Annotated in this window: 15 protein-coding genes; 11 read left to right on the top strand and 4 right to left on the bottom strand. The window is 67.1% G+C overall.

Features of this window, described 5'->3' with window-relative positions; all coding sequences use genetic code 11:
- Positions 1-55 precede the first annotated feature (55 nt).
- Positions 56-580 (bottom strand): MarR family winged helix-turn-helix transcriptional regulator, encoded by a 525-nt coding sequence (locus AC1DFC_RS03015; RefSeq protein ID WP_007833731.1) that lies wholly within the window; start codon positions 578-580, stop codon positions 56-58.
- A 105-nt stretch (positions 581-685) separates the two neighbouring features.
- Here AC1DFC_RS03015 and AC1DFC_RS03010 point away from each other — a divergent pair, with 105 nt between their 5' ends.
- The 3 genes from AC1DFC_RS03010 to AC1DFC_RS03000 are packed head-to-tail and all read left to right on the top strand — an operon-like array spanning position 686 to position 4,086.
- Complete coding sequence (locus tag AC1DFC_RS03010; RefSeq protein WP_007833732.1) at positions 686-1,684, top strand: Bug family tripartite tricarboxylate transporter substrate binding protein; 999 nt, start codon at positions 686-688, stop codon at positions 1,682-1,684.
- 39 nt (positions 1,685-1,723) lie between these two features.
- Entirely contained in the window at positions 1,724-2,716 is a 993-nt protein-coding gene (locus AC1DFC_RS03005; RefSeq protein ID WP_413334111.1) for a Bug family tripartite tricarboxylate transporter substrate binding protein, read from the top strand.
- A gap of 53 nt (positions 2,717-2,769) precedes the next feature.
- Complete coding sequence (locus AC1DFC_RS03000) at positions 2,770-4,086, top strand: sulfatase family protein (protein WP_478178650.1); 1,317 nt, start codon at positions 2,770-2,772, stop codon at positions 4,084-4,086.
- Positions 4,087-4,392: 306 nt separating this feature from the next.
- On the opposite strand, the gene arr is transcribed toward AC1DFC_RS03000, so the two are convergent.
- From arr to AC1DFC_RS02985, 3 genes are all read right to left on the bottom strand, one after another.
- Positions 4,393-4,788, bottom strand: coding sequence for an NAD(+)--rifampin ADP-ribosyltransferase (arr, locus tag AC1DFC_RS02995; RefSeq protein ID WP_007833735.1), 396 nt, complete (start codon positions 4,786-4,788; stop codon positions 4,393-4,395).
- A 209-nt stretch (positions 4,789-4,997) separates the two neighbouring features.
- Positions 4,998-5,408, bottom strand: a complete 411-nt coding sequence (locus tag AC1DFC_RS02990) for a hypothetical protein (protein ID WP_237726095.1) — start codon at positions 5,406-5,408, stop codon at positions 4,998-5,000.
- Positions 5,409-5,471: 63 nt separating this feature from the next.
- A complete protein-coding gene (locus AC1DFC_RS02985) occupies positions 5,472-6,398 on the bottom strand; it encodes a protein NO VEIN domain-containing protein (protein WP_478178649.1) in 927 nt (308 codons plus the stop codon).
- Positions 6,399-6,492: 94 nt separating this feature from the next.
- Here AC1DFC_RS02985 and AC1DFC_RS02980 point away from each other — a divergent pair, with 94 nt between their 5' ends.
- From AC1DFC_RS02980 to AC1DFC_RS02945, 8 genes are all read left to right on the top strand, one after another.
- Positions 6,493-7,053, top strand: coding sequence for a hypothetical protein (locus AC1DFC_RS02980; RefSeq protein ID WP_007833740.1), 561 nt, complete (start codon positions 6,493-6,495; stop codon positions 7,051-7,053).
- Positions 7,050-8,237 carry a PrsW family intramembrane metalloprotease gene (locus tag AC1DFC_RS02975; protein ID WP_413312601.1) on the top strand — a complete coding sequence of 396 codons (1,188 nt, stop codon included), beginning with the start codon at positions 7,050-7,052 and terminating at the stop codon, positions 8,235-8,237. Before AC1DFC_RS02980 ends, AC1DFC_RS02975 begins: the two co-directional genes overlap by 4 nt.
- A complete protein-coding gene (locus AC1DFC_RS02970) occupies positions 8,234-8,659 on the top strand; it encodes a DUF1801 domain-containing protein (protein ID WP_478178648.1) in 426 nt (141 codons plus the stop codon). Before AC1DFC_RS02975 ends, AC1DFC_RS02970 begins: the two co-directional genes overlap by 4 nt.
- 371 nt (positions 8,660-9,030) lie before the next feature.
- On the top strand, positions 9,031-11,346 hold the full coding sequence (locus tag AC1DFC_RS02965) for an alkaline phosphatase family protein (protein ID WP_478178647.1): 2,316 nt from the start codon (positions 9,031-9,033) through the stop codon (positions 11,344-11,346).
- Positions 11,343-12,779 carry a cytochrome-c peroxidase gene (locus AC1DFC_RS02960; protein ID WP_413334101.1) on the top strand — a complete coding sequence of 479 codons (1,437 nt, stop codon included), beginning with the start codon at positions 11,343-11,345 and terminating at the stop codon, positions 12,777-12,779. The genes AC1DFC_RS02965 and AC1DFC_RS02960 overlap by 4 nt, the downstream gene beginning before the upstream one ends.
- A gap of 11 nt (positions 12,780-12,790) precedes the next feature.
- On the top strand, positions 12,791-13,414 hold the full coding sequence (locus AC1DFC_RS02955; protein WP_007833751.1) for a hypothetical protein: 624 nt from the start codon (positions 12,791-12,793) through the stop codon (positions 13,412-13,414).
- A gap of 4 nt (positions 13,415-13,418) precedes the next feature.
- Positions 13,419-14,309: a 2OG-Fe(II) oxygenase gene (locus AC1DFC_RS02950; protein ID WP_478178646.1), complete on the top strand. Its 891-nt coding sequence runs from the start codon at positions 13,419-13,421 to the stop codon at positions 14,307-14,309.
- 107 nt (positions 14,310-14,416) lie between these two features.
- Positions 14,417-14,992 (top strand): PadR family transcriptional regulator, encoded by a 576-nt coding sequence (locus AC1DFC_RS02945; RefSeq protein WP_007833756.1) that lies wholly within the window; start codon positions 14,417-14,419, stop codon positions 14,990-14,992.
- Positions 14,993-15,025 lie beyond the last annotated feature (33 nt).

Raw genomic sequence — 15,025 nt, 5'->3', positions numbered from 1 at the left:
GGCGGCGCCGCAGCGCACCGCCTGGCAAGCAACCAGGTGCGCTACCGCGGCATCGTCAAGGCGACCGTGATGAAGGTGGCCTGATGCCGCCCGCCCCGCGGCGGCCCCGGTCCGCCTTGGGCAGCACGGCCACTGCCACCATGCGCTCGGCCTGCGCCTGCAGGAGGTGCAGGATTTGGTCCAGGCGCGCCGCGTCTTCGCCGCTCAGGGCGCTTATCAGCTCGGCATTGATCCTGGTGACCAGCGGAAAAAGCTCCGCGTACAGCGCGTGCCCCGCCTCGGTCAGGTCCAGCAGCACCTGCCGCCGGTCGCCCACGCGGGCCACGCGCGAGACCAGCTGTTTTTCGACCAGCGAACCGACGGCCTTGGAGGTGCGGGCGCGATCGAGCTGGGCATGCTCGGCCAGCTGGGAGGAGCCCAGTTCGCCGCGGCGCGCGAGCACCACGATCAGCCGCCATTCGCGCCGCGTGATGCCGAAGCGGCCCTCGCACAGCCGGATCACCATGCCACCCGCCACGCCGACCACCCGCGACAGCCGGTACAGCAGCAGGTCGTCGAGCGAACGGTGCTGCGTGGTCATTGGGGGTTAGTCCGGGGGTTGGTTGATTAGATCAATCGACTGTAGCGTCTCTACAGTCTTCGGGATCGAACTCCAACCCCGAGAAAACCCCGGAGACGCCGCCCCATGCCCACGCCCCTTTCTTCGTTCGACCGCCGCCACGCACTCGCCGCCCTGGGCGGGTTTGCCCTTGCGCCGCTCGCCCTCGATGCGCGGGCCCAGGCCTTCAGGCCCGGCCAGCCCATCAAGGTGCTGATCGGCGTGCCCGCCGGCGGCACGCAGGACGTGCTGACCCGCGCCATCGCGCAGCAGGTGCGCGAGGCGCTGGGCCCGCTCATCGTCGACAACCGCGCGGGCGCGGCGGGCCGCATTGCGGCGGAAACCGTCAAGACGGCCGCCCCCGACGGCCACACGCTGCTGCTGGGAACGGCCAGCATGATGACCATGTACCCGAGCGCCTACCGCAGCCTCTCGTACGACCCGTTCAAGGATTTCGTGCCGATCATCAACGCGGCGCGCTTCGAGCTGGCGCTGACCGTGCACAAGGACGTGCCTGCCAACACGCTGGCCGAGTTCATCGCCTGGGCCAAGGCGCAGGGCGACAAGCTGAGCTTCGGCTCCTACGGCTCGGGCACGCCTTCGCACTTTCTAGGCGAGATGCTCAACCGCACGGCCGGGCTGAAGATGGTGCACGTGCCCTACCGCGGCTCCACGCCCGCGCGGCAGGACGTGATGGGCGGCACCATACCCGTGTACTTCGACACCGTCGGCGGCGCGCAGCAGATGATGCCCTCGGGCCGCGTGAAGGTGCTGGCCACCAGCGGCGAGAAGCGCTCGCCGCTCATGCCCAACCTGCCATGCTTCGTCGAAGCCGGCTACAAGGACGTGGTGGCCACCGCCTGGTTCGCCTACTACGCACCGCTCAAGACACCACAAGCCACCGTCGACAAGCTGCGCGCGGAATTCGCCCGCGCCGTCAACTCGCGCGAGGTGCGCCAACAGTTGCTGCAGAACGGCATGTACCCGGTCGGCGACGGCAGCGACGCCTTGCTGAAGACCATGCGCGAGGACACCGCGCGCTGGGCGGGCATCATGAAAGCCGTGAATTTCCAGGCCAACGACTGAACAACCAAACGAACGACCGAAACGAGGAGGAACCCCGATATGCCGAATACGACCCCCATCACCCGCCGCCTGGCCACGCTGCTTGCCGCAGCCGGCTTCATGGCATCCATCGCCGCCACGGCACCCGCGGCGAGCGCGCAGACGTTCGACACCCCGCTGCACATCGTCGTCGGCTACGCCCCCGGCGGCGCCACCGACCGCGTGGCGCGCATCGTGGGCGACAAGCTTTCCTCGCGCCTGGGCGTGCCCGTGGTGGTCGACAACAAGCCCGGTGCGGGCGGCCGCCTCGCGGCGCAGCAGGTGAAGACCACCCCGGCCAGCCAGAACGTGCTGATGCTCGCCAACCCCGCCGTGATAGTGGTGGCGCCGCTGGTCTTCAAGGACAACAACTACGACCCCGAGCGCGACTTCGTGCCCGTGTCTTACGTCAACGACTACAACTTCGCGCTGGCGGTGTCCCCCACCCTGCCCGTGCGCGAGCTCAACCATCTGCTCGCCTGGATGCGCGCCAACCCCAACCAGGCCAACGTCGGCGTGCCGGCCACCGGCAGCCTGCCGCACTTCTTCGGCCTCATGGTGGGCGAGAAGGCCAAGGTGCAGACCCAGGTGATCGGCTACCGCGGCTCCGCGCCGCTGCTGAATGACCTGATCGGCGGGCAGGTGCCCATTGCCGTCGACACCGAAGACGTGGTCGTGCCGCAGCACACCGCCGGCAAGGTCCGCATCCTCGCCATTTCGGGCACCAAGCGCTCGCCCTTCGTGCCCGACGTGCCCACCTTCAAGGAAGCGGGCCTCGACCTTGCCGCCACCGGCTGGAACACCTTCTTCGCACCGGCCACCATGCCGAAGGAAAAGGTCGAACGCCTCGCCACCGTGATCCGCGAAGTCATGCAGGACCCGGACACGCAACGCAAGTTCAAGGACTCGGGCATGACGCCCGTGGTGAGCACCCAGGCGCAGACCGCCGCGATGCTCAAGGCCTACCGCACCCAGTGGGCGCCCGTGGTGCAGAAGTCGGGCTACCAGCCCTGACCACCGACAAGCAGAAGCAAAGAACCAAGCAAGCGAGAGAGCCCCAGAGAGACATGGCAAGACCCAACATCATCTTCATCGTGGCCGACGACCTCGGCTATGCCGATCTCGGCTGCTACGGCGGCCGCGACGCCGTGTTCGGCCCCGTGTCGCCCGTGCTCGACGGGCTGGCCGCCAACGGCCTGAAGCTCACGCAGGGCTACGCCAACTCGCCCGTGTGCTCGCCCACGCGCTTCGGCATGATCACCGGGCGCTACCAGTACCGCCTGCGCGGCGCCGCCGAAGAGCCCATCAACAGCAGGAGCCGCGGCAGCACCACGCTTGGCCTGCCGACCGACCATCCCACGCTGCCTTCATTGCTGAAGGCCAGCGGCTACAGCACGGCGCTCATCGGCAAATGGCACCTGGGTTACCCGCCCAGCTTCGGGCCGCTGCGCTCGGGATACGACGAATTCTTCGGTCCGATGTCGGGCGGGGTCGACTACTTCACCCACTGCGACTCCACCGGACGGCACGACCTGTGGTTCGGCGAGGAAGACAAGGTCGAGGAGGGCTACCTCACCGACATCCTCTCGAAGCGCGCGGTCGAGTACGTGGAGCGCATGGCGAAGCAGGAAGCGCCCTTTTTCCTGAGCCTGCACTACACCGCCCCGCACTGGCCATGGGAAACGCGCGACGACGCGGCCAAGGCACCCGCCGTGAAGGACAACCTGTTCGACCTGGCCGGCGGCAACATCCACGTGTACCGCCGCATGATCCATCACATGGACGAAGGCATCGGCTGGATCATGGCCGCGCTGCAGAAGCACAACATGGCCGACAACACGCTGGTGGTGTTCACCAGCGACAACGGCGGCGAGCGCTTCTCGGACAACTGGCCGCTGGTGGGCGGCAAGATGGATTTGACCGAAGGCGGCATCCGCGTGCCATGGATCGCGCACTGGCCTGCGGTGATCGGCAAGGGCGGCGAGAGCACGCAGCTGTGCATGACGATGGACTGGTCGGCCACCATGCTCGACGCGGCCGGCGTGGCCGCGCACCCCGACTATCCGCTGGACGGCGTCTCGCTGATGCCCGTGCTGAAGGACGCGAAGCAAAGCTTCCGCAGGCCGTTGCACTGGCGCATGAACCACCGCGGGCAGGAAGCCATGCGCGATGGGGACTGGAAGTACCTGAAGGTGGACGGGAACGAGTACCTGTTCAACATTCCCGGGGATGAGCGCGAGCGGGCGAATCTGGCGAAGAAGGAGCCGGAAAGGCTGGCTGCGATGCGGGCGGATTGGCAGGCTTGGAATGCGACGATGCCGGCGATTCCGGAGGATGCGACTGTGAGCCTGGGGTATTCGATCAAGGACATGCCGCAGAGGTGATGAACGGCGGGAAGGACCGCTGCCGTGGGAAACGCGCGCATGCGAATTCCTGCGCCACAGGGATCACTGGCTTGAATCGGCAAATGTGATGGGGCTGTCTTTTCCGGAACTGCGGTGAGCGGGTGGTGCGGCCGCTCGCCGTCGGTGAATGACTGTTCGAGCTGCGCGGACCATCCGTGGTGCACTCCTAAAGTCTGGTTGTGGCCGACGCTCGAATCCATCATCCAACGCCGGGCATCGCGCTGGGCGATCTCCGCGACCCAGTCCATTTCCGATCGCTACCCAGCGCGGCATGGCAGGCGGGATTCAGTTAATGATCTCCCCCATGCCCACGCGTACGCGCTCCCTGAGCTGCAGGATGTACTCCGCGTCAAAGAGCTCCCAGGTCGCCAGTTCGCCCACGATCCGAAGCGGCTCCCGGCTGCGGTACGAGCGTGTGGGATTGCCCGGAAACTTCTTGTCGGTGACGTTGGGGTCATCCTCGAAGGCACCCGTGGGTTCGACGATGTAGACGCGGCGACGGCCCTCGCCCTTCGCCATTTCGGCGGCCAGCCCGGCGCCCTTTGGCCAGGCGGTGAAGTAGATGTGGTTCATGACGACGCGGCCGTCGTAGTTCGAGCGGAAGCCTGCGGTGAGCAGGTCGCCCACCTGGAGGTCCGCCCGCGTACCGTGGAAGTAAGGGCCGGCGCCGAAGACAGCCATCGCGGGTCGCTCCTCTGCAGAACAGAAAGCCGCGGAGTCTACTCGGGTCGATTTCCACGCGAGCACCCGCCCCCGCCCTCTGTACCAGGCCGGTTTCGCTTTCGGCTTGCGCGCACTGCGACCCGAGGCGCGGGTTCTGTGCGCCGGCACCTTGGGCGAGGCATTGGCAGTCGCCGACGCGCAGCAGACAGTCGGGCTCCCGGCTCGAACTATCGGCCCAGCGAAATGAGGCTCCACACGATGGCCACGAGCTGGGCGATGTTGATCAGGATCGCAATGACGTGGGTTCGGCGAAATCCCGGAATGGCGTCCATGTAGTTCGCCTGGATCTGCGCCCCGAGCGAGTCCATCCTGGGGATGATCTTCCTGCGCAGGGCGACGGCAATCAGCGCCAACACCACGGCACCCGCGGCGAGCCCCGCGCGCCCTGCGAGTGCAAAGCTGATGGCTGTTGCAGTCGCGGTAATGAACGCGGCGTTGTAGTAGATGTTGAAGAAGCCGCGCACAAAGCGGGCGTCGAGCGGTGTGTCGTGCTGCAGGACCAGAAGCGGGATCGAACCCATGATGAAGTAGGCCGTCGTGACGAGGAGCGCGACCGTAAAGCCCAGGGCGGCGAACATTGCAACAGGCATCTGGATTCCTCCATGCGGTGGGCCTGAGATGCGCCGGCCCCGGCGCGCTGCTTACGACGGGTCGTGGCCCGGGGCCGAGTTGATCTCGGTGGGCTTGTAGATCTTGTGCTGCGCGGTCGGGCTGCCCGCGTCGGTCACCACCAGTAGACGCCAGAGCGGTTCGCGCACGGAGCATGCGCTTTCTTCTTCGCTGAGCTTGAAGCTCGGCACGCCCGGCGCGGTGCCCTTGACCACGACGCGCAGCAGCGTCTGGCCCTTGGCGTTCGACACTTCGAGGTCGTAGCCGATGTTCTTGTCGGCGAGGTTCTCGGCCTTGTAGCCGTAGCCGGTGAAATGCTTGATGACGTACGCGATGGCGGCGGCCCGCACTTCTTCGGGCGACGCCTTGCTTGCGGCGCCATCGGCTGCACCGGCGGCTGCGGCCAGCTGCTGCGGCACGTTGCCGCGCGCCCTGGCGGTTTGCACTTCGGCCTCGGTCGGCACCCAGCCGCGCGGGCCGCGAACCAGCACAGCCAGCTTCTGCTCGGGCTCCCAGCTGGCGACGTGCCACTCGTCGTCGTCGCGCACGCGGGTGGACACCTTGGCGTCCTTGTTGCTTTCCACTTCGACGATGGCGAGGCGGTTGGTCTGCACCACGGCACGGAAGCCCTGGCCGGCGTCGAAGGTGCGCTTGAGCAAGGCCAGGCGGTCTTTGCCGCGCTGGACTTGTTGCGCGTTGCGCTCGCCGCCGCCCGCACGGTGGTGGATGTCGAGCGACTCCAGGCAGAACCAGCGCCCGCCGGCCCCCACGTTCACCCATTCGGCCCAGATGGTGGCGATGACGTTGTCGCCGGTTGCGAGCCAGGCGTGGTCGAACGGCTTTTCGCGCGCGTCGAACACGCCCATCTTGGCAACGATTTCGACCGGCGTGAGCCGTGGTCCGGACAGTCGCTTTTCATTGATGACTGCGAGTACCTGGGGGTCGACTTCGTTTTCCATTCGGCGGGCTTCTGGGAGTTTTTAGGGGCTGGCAGTATGCCGCATCGGTTGCGGGGGCCGCCAGGCGCATGCGATCGTATGGCACGATCAAAGGATGCATGAGCCGTCACGCCGCATACCGTATCGCACCTGGCCGGGCGCGCTGGCGGTGCTCCTCGCCATTGCCGCCTATGTGGGCGGTCTCACCTTCTGGAACCGTCACACGCCGGGCAACCGGCCGTTGCCCGTGGGACAGACGGTGGACGCCGGCCAGGCCAGGTTCGTCCCCGCCGAGGGATGGGAGATGGACGTTTCCCGCTCGAAGGCAGGCCAGTCGCTGATGCTTTTCAAGGGCAGCCACAAGTTCCTGGTAACGACGCAGCCCTGGGCCGGCGGGCCGGATGGCTCGCTGGTGCGGCAGCAGCGGCTGATGGAGCGCGGCCAGCGCCTGCGCATCGATGGCGACGTGTCCGACTTCGTCACGTCGTGGGGGCTGCAGGGCAAGACCTTCGCCTACTACGGCTCCAAGCTGGCGGGCCGGTTCTGGCAGGTGGTCGACCTGCAGCGCAAATCGCTCGTGCAGATCGACTTCTACGGCGCCAACGAAGGCATGGACGACGCGCTGACCGAAGCCCGCGGCATGCTGGACTCGATGGACCTGGAGGCCGCGCAGTGAGGCCGCCCGTCTTCGACCAGGACCGGGCCCAGTGGCCGGTCGGCACCGACTCGTTCTTCCAGCCAGGGCGCGCCGCTTTCTGGCTGCTGGCGGCGCTGATCGTCAACGGGCTGTTCTACACGGTCCAGATGTTCTCGATGGGGTTTCGCGTGGTGCCCATCACCGCATTCCTGGGGCTGCTGGTGTGGGGGGCCTACACGCTGCTTTTCGTGCTGGCCTTTCGTACGCTGGACCTGCTCGAGCAGCACCCGCCGGAGGCCTACGTGCTGGCCTTCGCATGGGGCGGCATGGGCGCGGTCTATTTCGCGGCGCCGGCCAACATCGCCATCCAAAGTCTGTGCGCCAAGCTGGTGTCGCCGGAGTTCGTCGCGGTGTGGGGGCCGGCTGTTGCGGGGCCGGTCACGGAAGAGTTCCTGAAGCTTGCCGGGGTCGTCCTCCTGGTGCTGGTGGCGCGCAACCAGTTCCAGACCTACCTGTCGGTGCTGATCGTCGGCGCGATGGCGGGGCTGGGCTTTCAGGTGGTCGAGAACCTGAGCTACACGGTCAACGCCTCCATGCACTTTCCGCTGGAGAACCAGGTGTATCCGGTGCTGCTCAACCTGCTGACGCGCGGGCTGCTGAGCGGGCTGTGGAGCCACGCGGCCTACACGGCGATCGCGTCTTTCGGCGTGGCGTGGTTCCTGCTGCATCCGCATCGGCCGATGGCGGTGCGCATCGCATGCGCGCTGCTGTGCTTCATGCTCGCATGGGCGATGCATTTCATCTGGAACTCGCCTTTCCTCGAAGATCTCTTCGATGGCGGGTACGGTGAAATGGCCATCATGCTGGTGATCAAGGGGCTCCCCGCGATCATCGTGGCGGGGCTCTTCTGGCAGGTTGCCGCGCGCGAGAACGGCACGTACCTGCACGCACTGGCAGCCTGGTTCGTGCCGGAGCGCGAGCTGATCCGCGACGACGAATGGGTGCGGCTGGGCGCGCCCATGCAGCGGTACAAGGTCCGCAGGGAAACGGGCTGGACCTACGGCTGGCGCGCAAGGCGCCTGAAGACACGGCTGCAGCGTGAGCAGTTGCGGCTGATTCGCAAGGCCGCGACCTACGGGCGCGGCGCGCAGACGCTGCGGCACGAAGTGGCGGTAAAACGCCTCCGCGCCGAACTGGATCCACTCATCGAGGTACGAACATGAAGCAGTCGGACACGAAAGCAGACCAGGGCCAGCCGGCCTCGGAACTCATCTCCGAAAAAAACGCCGGACTCGGCGACTGGCGCGGCGCAACACTCGCCAGGATGCGCAAGCTCATCACCGAGGCAGACCCGCAGGTGATCGAGGAGTGGAAGTGGATGGGCACGCCGGTCTGGTCGCACGACGGCATCATCTGCACGGGCGAGTCGTACAAGAGCGTGGTGAAGCTGACCTTCGCCAAGGGTGCGTCGCTGAAGGACCCGGCCCGACTCTTCAATTCGAGCCTCGACGGCAACGTGCGCCGCGCCATCGACATCCATGAAGGTGAAGAGCCGGACGCAACCGCGTTCAAGGCGCTGGTTCTCGAAGCGGTCGCGCTCAATGGGGCGGGCAAGGCGAAGTCTTCGAAGAAAGCGAAGTCCTGAGTCTTCCGGCGCGACGTCCCTGACCGGCTTTCCACGGTCTGGGTGGGTGGCTCGCGATCACGCCGCCGCCAGTGTCGGCTCGCCCCGCGACGGCCGCATTTCAGGTGCGCGGCGCGCCAAAAAGTCAGGTGGCAGTCAGGCCTCCCTGCACGCCGTTCGTTTCGGCTTTTCCTGTGCTTCTTTCGACGTGGTCAGGTCGCGGGGCCTCGCTAATTCGCTGCTAAGTCTTCTGCCTTTTGACTGACATGCGGCGCTCCTAGATTCATCCGCGATCCGCAGTGCAAGCGCAGCCATCGGCTGCGCTGCTGCTTCACGCTCCCCTCCACGCTCGAAAGAAGAAATTGAAAGCCATTCAAAAAATCAGATCCGGCTTGCTGTGTCCCACCCTGACCGTGCTCGCAGCTTCGCTGCTGGCTGCGTGCGGAGGCGGAGGCGGCGGCTCGGGGCCGGTTGCATTCCTCCCGCCGCCCGCGAGCCAACCCGTGAGCCAGCCCGCGGGCTCCGGCAACACCACCTTCAGCGGCGTGCTCGCCGCCACCGCCTTCAAGGCCGGCAGCAGCACCGATCCAGTGATTGCGGCCGGCTACTACGCAGGCGCCACGGTCTGCGTCGACAGCAACAACAACGGCCGCTGCGACAGCGGCGAGCCCGCCGCCGTGACCGATGCCAACGGCAAGTTCAGCCTCTCGCTGTCCGCCGCGTCCGCGCTCATTGCCGACATCGGCACCAACGCGAAGAACACCGCCACCAACGCCAGCGTGCCCAGGCGCGAAGTGCTGCGCGTGGCGCTCGACCAGGTGAAGGAGCAAGGCACGGCCGTGGTGGTGAGCCCGCTGTCATCCGAGGTCGCGCGCCTGATCGAAGCCAACGGCACGAGCTACGCAGTCGAGAAGCAGAACCTGGCCACGCGCCTGGGCGTGCCGGTCGACGCCCTGCTTGCCGACTTCAATGCCGCGGCCGCCAATGTGCAGACCGCCTTGCTCGGCGAGGCCAATGCGCTCAACAACCGCTTCGCCTACGCGACCACCAAGCTTGACCGCGGCGACCTGTACCCCGACGCGCTGGCCAACCCCGGCGGCGACCCGCGCCTGAGCGGCATGGCGGGCGTGACGGTGGCGACGGCAGGCGTCGCGGACAACCGCAAGCCCATCACCTTCCTGCAGGCGCAGCAGGCCGCATTCAACGTCGAGGGCATTCCGCGCTACGACAACATCTTCATCGTGATGCTGGAGAACAAGGCCACGATGTCGATCCTGAACTCGGCCTACGCGCCCAAGATCAACGGCTACCTGAAGGCCGGAAACCAGCTGGTGAGCTACTACGCCACCGGCAACCCGAGCGAGCCCAACTACACGGCGCTGGGCGGCGCGGACGACTGGGGCATCGGCGACGACAGCCAGTGGAACTGCGACGCGACCGGCGCCAATGCGGTGCAGGACACGCCCGTGCCCGACAACACGCAACCGGGCCTGGCCAAGTCGCCATTCGCGGCCACCTGCACGCAGGCCGCCGCGGTGAACCACAACATCGTCGGCAAGCCGAACCTCTTCAACGCGATCACGAGCGCCGGCCTCACCTGGCGCACCTACAGCGAGTCAATGAACCCGGGCCAGGACTTCCGCACCGACAGCGTGGCCGACGCCGCCGTCACCGCGAAGGACAACGTCTACCCGCCCGGCACGCTCGGCGGCAACAACGCGACCATCGGCGACGCCACGCTCACGCTGCCGCTGCCCGCGGGCCTGTACAAGACCAAGCATCACCCCGGCATGGCCTACCAGAACGTGCGCAGCGCGCCCGAATGGAAGTACAGCAACCGCACCATGGGCGGCGGCCAATGGGATGCGGCGCTGAAGAACAGCACCGACTACGCCATTCCCGCAAGCTACGACTACGACCAGCTCGGCACCGACCTGGCCAGCGGCAACGTCGGCAACCTGAACTTCCTGGTGCCCGACCAGTGCGACGACATGCACGGCATCAGCGTGAAGGGCGCCGGCGGCACCGGCACCGCGAGCGACTGCAGCAGCGTGGCGAACAACGTGTCGACCACGGCCGTCTCGCCGATCATCACGCGCGGCGACAACTACGTGGACTTCACGGTCAAGCGCATCCAGGCTTCGCCGCTGTGGAAGAACACGCACAAGCGCGTGGCGATCGTGCTGATGTTCGACGAAGGCAGCGCCACCAGCGGCTTCAATTCCTGCTGCGGCTGGAACGTGGCCAACAGCACCGTTGCCAACCCGATCAAGCAGAACGCGGACGGTACCTGGTCGGTCGATGCCACGATCAACAACTACACCAAGGGCAACCGCGGCCACGGCGAGAGCATCTTCGGCATCCTGACCAACCAGCCCGACGCGCCCAAGGGCGTATCGGACAGCGATGCCTACAGCCACTTCTCGTTCGTGCGCACGCTGCAGGACATGTTCCAGCTGGCCGACCCGGCGGTCGACGGCTCGTACATGAACCGCTCGAAGTACACCGAGGCCTTCATCGCCCAGAACATCATGAACCTGCCGGAGTACGCGGGCAGCGCGGACACGCACTTCGACAGCGTGCGGCCGATCAACCACGCCTTCGTGATCCCGGCGAGCTACACGCAGAAGCAGTCGGGCGACGTGTCGACCGCCGCGCAGGTCGGGCCGGATGCCAACCAGTTCAACGTCTGGTCGCTGAAGCAATGAGCGAACGCCGTTCGGGCCCGAAGGGGCCGGCGGTGACGCGCGCCGGCTGGGTCGGGCTGGCGGTGCTGGCCGCAGCAGGCGCGGCGGGCGGTGCGCTCGTTTCCTGCGGCGGCGGTGGCGGGGGATCGGCGGCCGCGCTGCCGACCGCCTCCGCGCCCGTCACGGCGGCGAGCGCGCCCGCGGCGGCGCCCGCTTCCGCCAGCACGCTGAGCCTCGCGGCGCAGGTGGGCCAGAAGATGTTCTTCGACAAGAACCTCTCGGGCTCCGGCGCCATGTCGTGCGCGAGCTGCCACGACCCGGCCCATGCGTACGCGCCGGCCAACGACCTCTCCGTGCAGCTCGGCGGCGAGCGCATGGACAAGGCCGGCCTGCGCGCAGTGCCCTCGCTGCGCTACAAGGACATCACGCCGCCCTACGCCGATCTGCTGGACAACCCCGACGGCATCAGCGCGCCCGGCCCCGGCGGCGGCTTCGCCTGGGACGGCCGCGCCGACACGCTGGCCGCGCAGGCCCGCCTTCCGCTGCTCGATCCGCTGGAGATGGCCAACGCGAGCAGCACCGACGTAGTGAAGAAACTGCAGGCGGCCGACTACGCACCGCTGGTCGCCAAGGCCTTCGGCGCGAAGGTGTTCGACGACAGCGACGCCGCCTTCGCCAGCGCGCTGCAGGCCCTGCAGGCCTACCAGCTGGAGGACAAGAGCTTTCACCCGTACAGCAGCAAGTTCGACCTGTACGCGGCCAACAAGATCGGCGGCACGCTCACGCCGGCGGAAACGCGAGGGCTGAAGGTGTTCACCAACCCGGCCACCGGCAACTGCGCCTCGTGCCACTACCAGGGCGCGGGCCTGAACGGCAGCTCGGCGCTGTTCACCGACTTCTCGTACGAGGCGATCAGCGTGCCGCGCAACGCGGGCATTCCGGCCAACGGCGACCTGAAGTATTTCGACATGGGCGTGTGCGGCCCGATGCGCACCGACCACGCGCCGGCCGCACCCAACGCTGCGAACGGCTTCTGCGGCATGTTCAAGGCGCCGACCATGCGCAACGTGGCGACGCGGCAGGCCTTCTTCCACAACGGCGTGATGCATTCGCTGGAGCAGGTCGTGCGCTTCTACAACACGCGCGACACGCAGCCCGAGCTGTGGTACCCCACCGTCGGCGGAACGCCCAAGGCGAAGAACGATCCCGGCTTTCCGGCGTACGGCCTCGTCACGACGCAGTACACGGGCGGCAAAGTGCAGAAGTACGACGACCTGCCGGCTGCCTACGCGGCCAACATCGACACGCAACTGCCGATGGACGGCCGCGCCGCGGGCTCCGCGCCTCCCATGTCCGAGCAGGACATCGCGGACCTGCTCTGCTTCCTGAACACCCTGAGCGATGCGGACACGGCAGCGGCCACGCCCGCGAAGCCGGGGGCGTGCGTCAATTGATTTGCCTACACATGAACAACAAGATCCTTTGCGCGGCAATCGGCGCCGCCACCCTGGCCGCACTCACGGGCTGCGGCCCGCAGCAGCCCGAAGCCGACCTGCCGAACCTCACGGCCGCGATGAACGCCTACCTTGCGAAGAAAGGCGACCTGTGCCTGGGCAAGACCCAATGGCCCATCGACGTGCCGCAGCGCGAGGCAGGCACGCGCGCGCGCAACGCGGTGCAGATGCCGGTGCTGGAACATGTCGGGCTGGTGAGTGCGTCCACGGCGAAGGTCGAGAACGACAAGGAGGCCGGCGAAATCGAGGTCACCCGCTACGCGCTGACCGACGAAGGAAAGAAGTACTTCCTGGTGCGCAAGAACCAAGGCGGCCAGAGCGGCCAGGGCGACTTCTGCGCCGCTCACCTGACGCTCGACAAGATCGTCGGCTGGGAAGCGCGCAAGGACGCCAAGGACCCGGCCGAAGTCGTCGTCACCTACACCTACAGGATCGATGCCGCGCCCTGGACGGGCAATGCCGACGTGCAAAAGGCCTTTCCGATGGTCGACCGCGTGGTGCGCGGCGCCGGCACCATGCAGCTGAAGCAGAACTTCAAACGCACCGGCAACGGCTGGGTTCCGGCGGAAGTCTGAGCCGATGGATGCGGTGCTGCGTTTCTCGCCCGCGCTGAGCGACTGGGTATTGCACAACCTGCGCCAGGGCTGCGCCCCCGCGAACGTGATCAAGGCCATGCGCGCGCAAGACATGCCGCCCGAGGCCGCCAGGACCATCGTCGATGCCTTCGTGTTCGCGCTGCGCACCGGAAGCCCGGTGCCTGTCGATTCGGTAACGGTAGCGCCCCTCTACCAGTACGAGCCGCCGCGGCTGCCGCCGGGCACGTCGATCTGTACCACGGACCGGCTCATGCGCGTGGCCGCGCGCGCGGCGCAGCCGGCCATGGCTGTGCTCGACGACGTGTTCGACGCGCGGGAATGCGAAGAGCTGATCGCGCTCGCGAGGCCCCGGCTGGCGCCATCGACCACCGTCGATCCGCTGTCCGGGCGCGACCTTGTCGGTGAACAGCGCAGCAGCCTGGGCATGTTCTTCCGGCTGCGCGAAAACGCCTTCATCGCCAGGCTCGATCAGCGCGTGTCGGAGCTCATGAACCTGCCGGTGGAAAACGGCGAAGGCCTGCAGGTGCTGTGCTACCCGGCCGGCGCGCAGAGCATGCCCCACTTCGATTTCCTGGTGCCGTCGAACGCAGCCAACAAGGCCTCGCTGGCACGCAGCGGCCAGCGGGTGAGCACGCTCGTGAGCTACCTCAACGAGGTGGAGGAAGGCGGCGAGACCATATTTCCCGAATGCGGCTGGTCGGTGCCGCCACGACGCGGCAGCGCGGTGTACTTCGAGTACTGCAACAGCCTCGGGCAAGTGGACCATGCATCGCTGCATGCGGGCGGACCCGTGCTGCACGGCGAGAAATGGGTGGCGACCAAGTGGATGCGGCAGCGGCGCTTCGTGGCCGCTGGAGAGGCTTCGGACGGCTGACTCGCGGCGATGGGCGAGCCGCCTTCCGTGTGGTCTGGGGTATCGGTTTGACTTTATTTTAGATATATCTAAAATAATTTCGATGTACATCATGAAGGATGCTCGCCATGAGACATTTCCACTCCAGCCATCACCACTGCCGCACCGCCCGCGGCGAACATGAAGACGGCCTTTCCGGCGGGCGCGGACAACACCGCGGCGGTGGCCGTGGCGGCGCACGCGTGTTCGGCCACGGCGGCCTGCGCTTCGTGCTGCTGCAGCTCATTGCCGACAAGCCGGCCCACGGCTACGAACTGATCAAGGCCATCGAAGACCGCCTCGGCGGCAGCTACGCGCCGAGCCCCGGCGTGGTCTACCCCACGCTCACGCTGCTCGAGGAAATGGGCTACCTCAGCGTGGAAGCCGGCGACGGCAGCGGCCGCAAGCGCTACAGCGTCACGGCCAGCGGCCAGGAATTCCTCGCTGCGAACCGCGAGATGGCCGACGCCATGATGGCCCGCATGAGCGGCGGCGTGGACGGCGCCGGCCCGCGCGGCGGACGGCCGCCGCAGGTCACGCGCGCCATCGAGAACCTCAAGCTCGCAATGCGCATGCGCCTGTCGGGCGCCGCGATGACCGAGCAGCAGGCGCATGAATTCGCCGCGGTGCTCGACGCCGCGGCCCAGCAGATCGAAAAGATCTGAGCCTGCGCCCTCCCCCGAATCTCAACCCGTCCT

This window comes from Variovorax sp. 10L421, assembly GCF_056395365.1.
This window is presented reverse-complemented; position numbering and strand designations above follow the sequence as displayed.

Coding starts and splice junctions, on each gene's coding strand:
- AC1DFC_RS02945 (WP_007833756.1), top strand. CDS start 14,417: ATGAGACATTTCCACTCCAGCCATCACCACTGCCGCACCGCCCGCGGC.
- AC1DFC_RS02960 (WP_413334101.1), top strand. CDS start 11,343: ATGAGCGAACGCCGTTCGGGCCCGAAGGGGCCGGCGGTGACGCGCGCC.
- AC1DFC_RS02990 (WP_237726095.1), bottom strand. CDS start 5,408: ATGTTCGCCGCCCTGGGCTTTACGGTCGCGCTCCTCGTCACGACGGCC.
- arr (WP_007833735.1), bottom strand. CDS start 4,788: ATGGCTGTCTTCGGCGCCGGCCCTTACTTCCACGGTACGCGGGCGGAC.
- AC1DFC_RS02980 (WP_007833740.1), top strand. CDS start 6,493: ATGCATGAGCCGTCACGCCGCATACCGTATCGCACCTGGCCGGGCGCG.
- AC1DFC_RS02950 (WP_478178646.1), top strand. CDS start 13,419: ATGGATGCGGTGCTGCGTTTCTCGCCCGCGCTGAGCGACTGGGTATTG.
- AC1DFC_RS03010 (WP_007833732.1), top strand. CDS start 686: ATGCCCACGCCCCTTTCTTCGTTCGACCGCCGCCACGCACTCGCCGCC.
- AC1DFC_RS02955 (WP_007833751.1), top strand. CDS start 12,791: ATGAACAACAAGATCCTTTGCGCGGCAATCGGCGCCGCCACCCTGGCC.
- AC1DFC_RS03000 (WP_478178650.1), top strand. CDS start 2,770: ATGGCAAGACCCAACATCATCTTCATCGTGGCCGACGACCTCGGCTAT.
- AC1DFC_RS02985 (WP_478178649.1), bottom strand. CDS start 6,398: ATGGAAAACGAAGTCGACCCCCAGGTACTCGCAGTCATCAATGAAAAG.
- AC1DFC_RS03015 (WP_007833731.1), bottom strand. CDS start 580: ATGACCACGCAGCACCGTTCGCTCGACGACCTGCTGCTGTACCGGCTG.
- AC1DFC_RS03005 (WP_413334111.1), top strand. CDS start 1,724: ATGCCGAATACGACCCCCATCACCCGCCGCCTGGCCACGCTGCTTGCC.
- AC1DFC_RS02970 (WP_478178648.1), top strand. CDS start 8,234: ATGAAGCAGTCGGACACGAAAGCAGACCAGGGCCAGCCGGCCTCGGAA.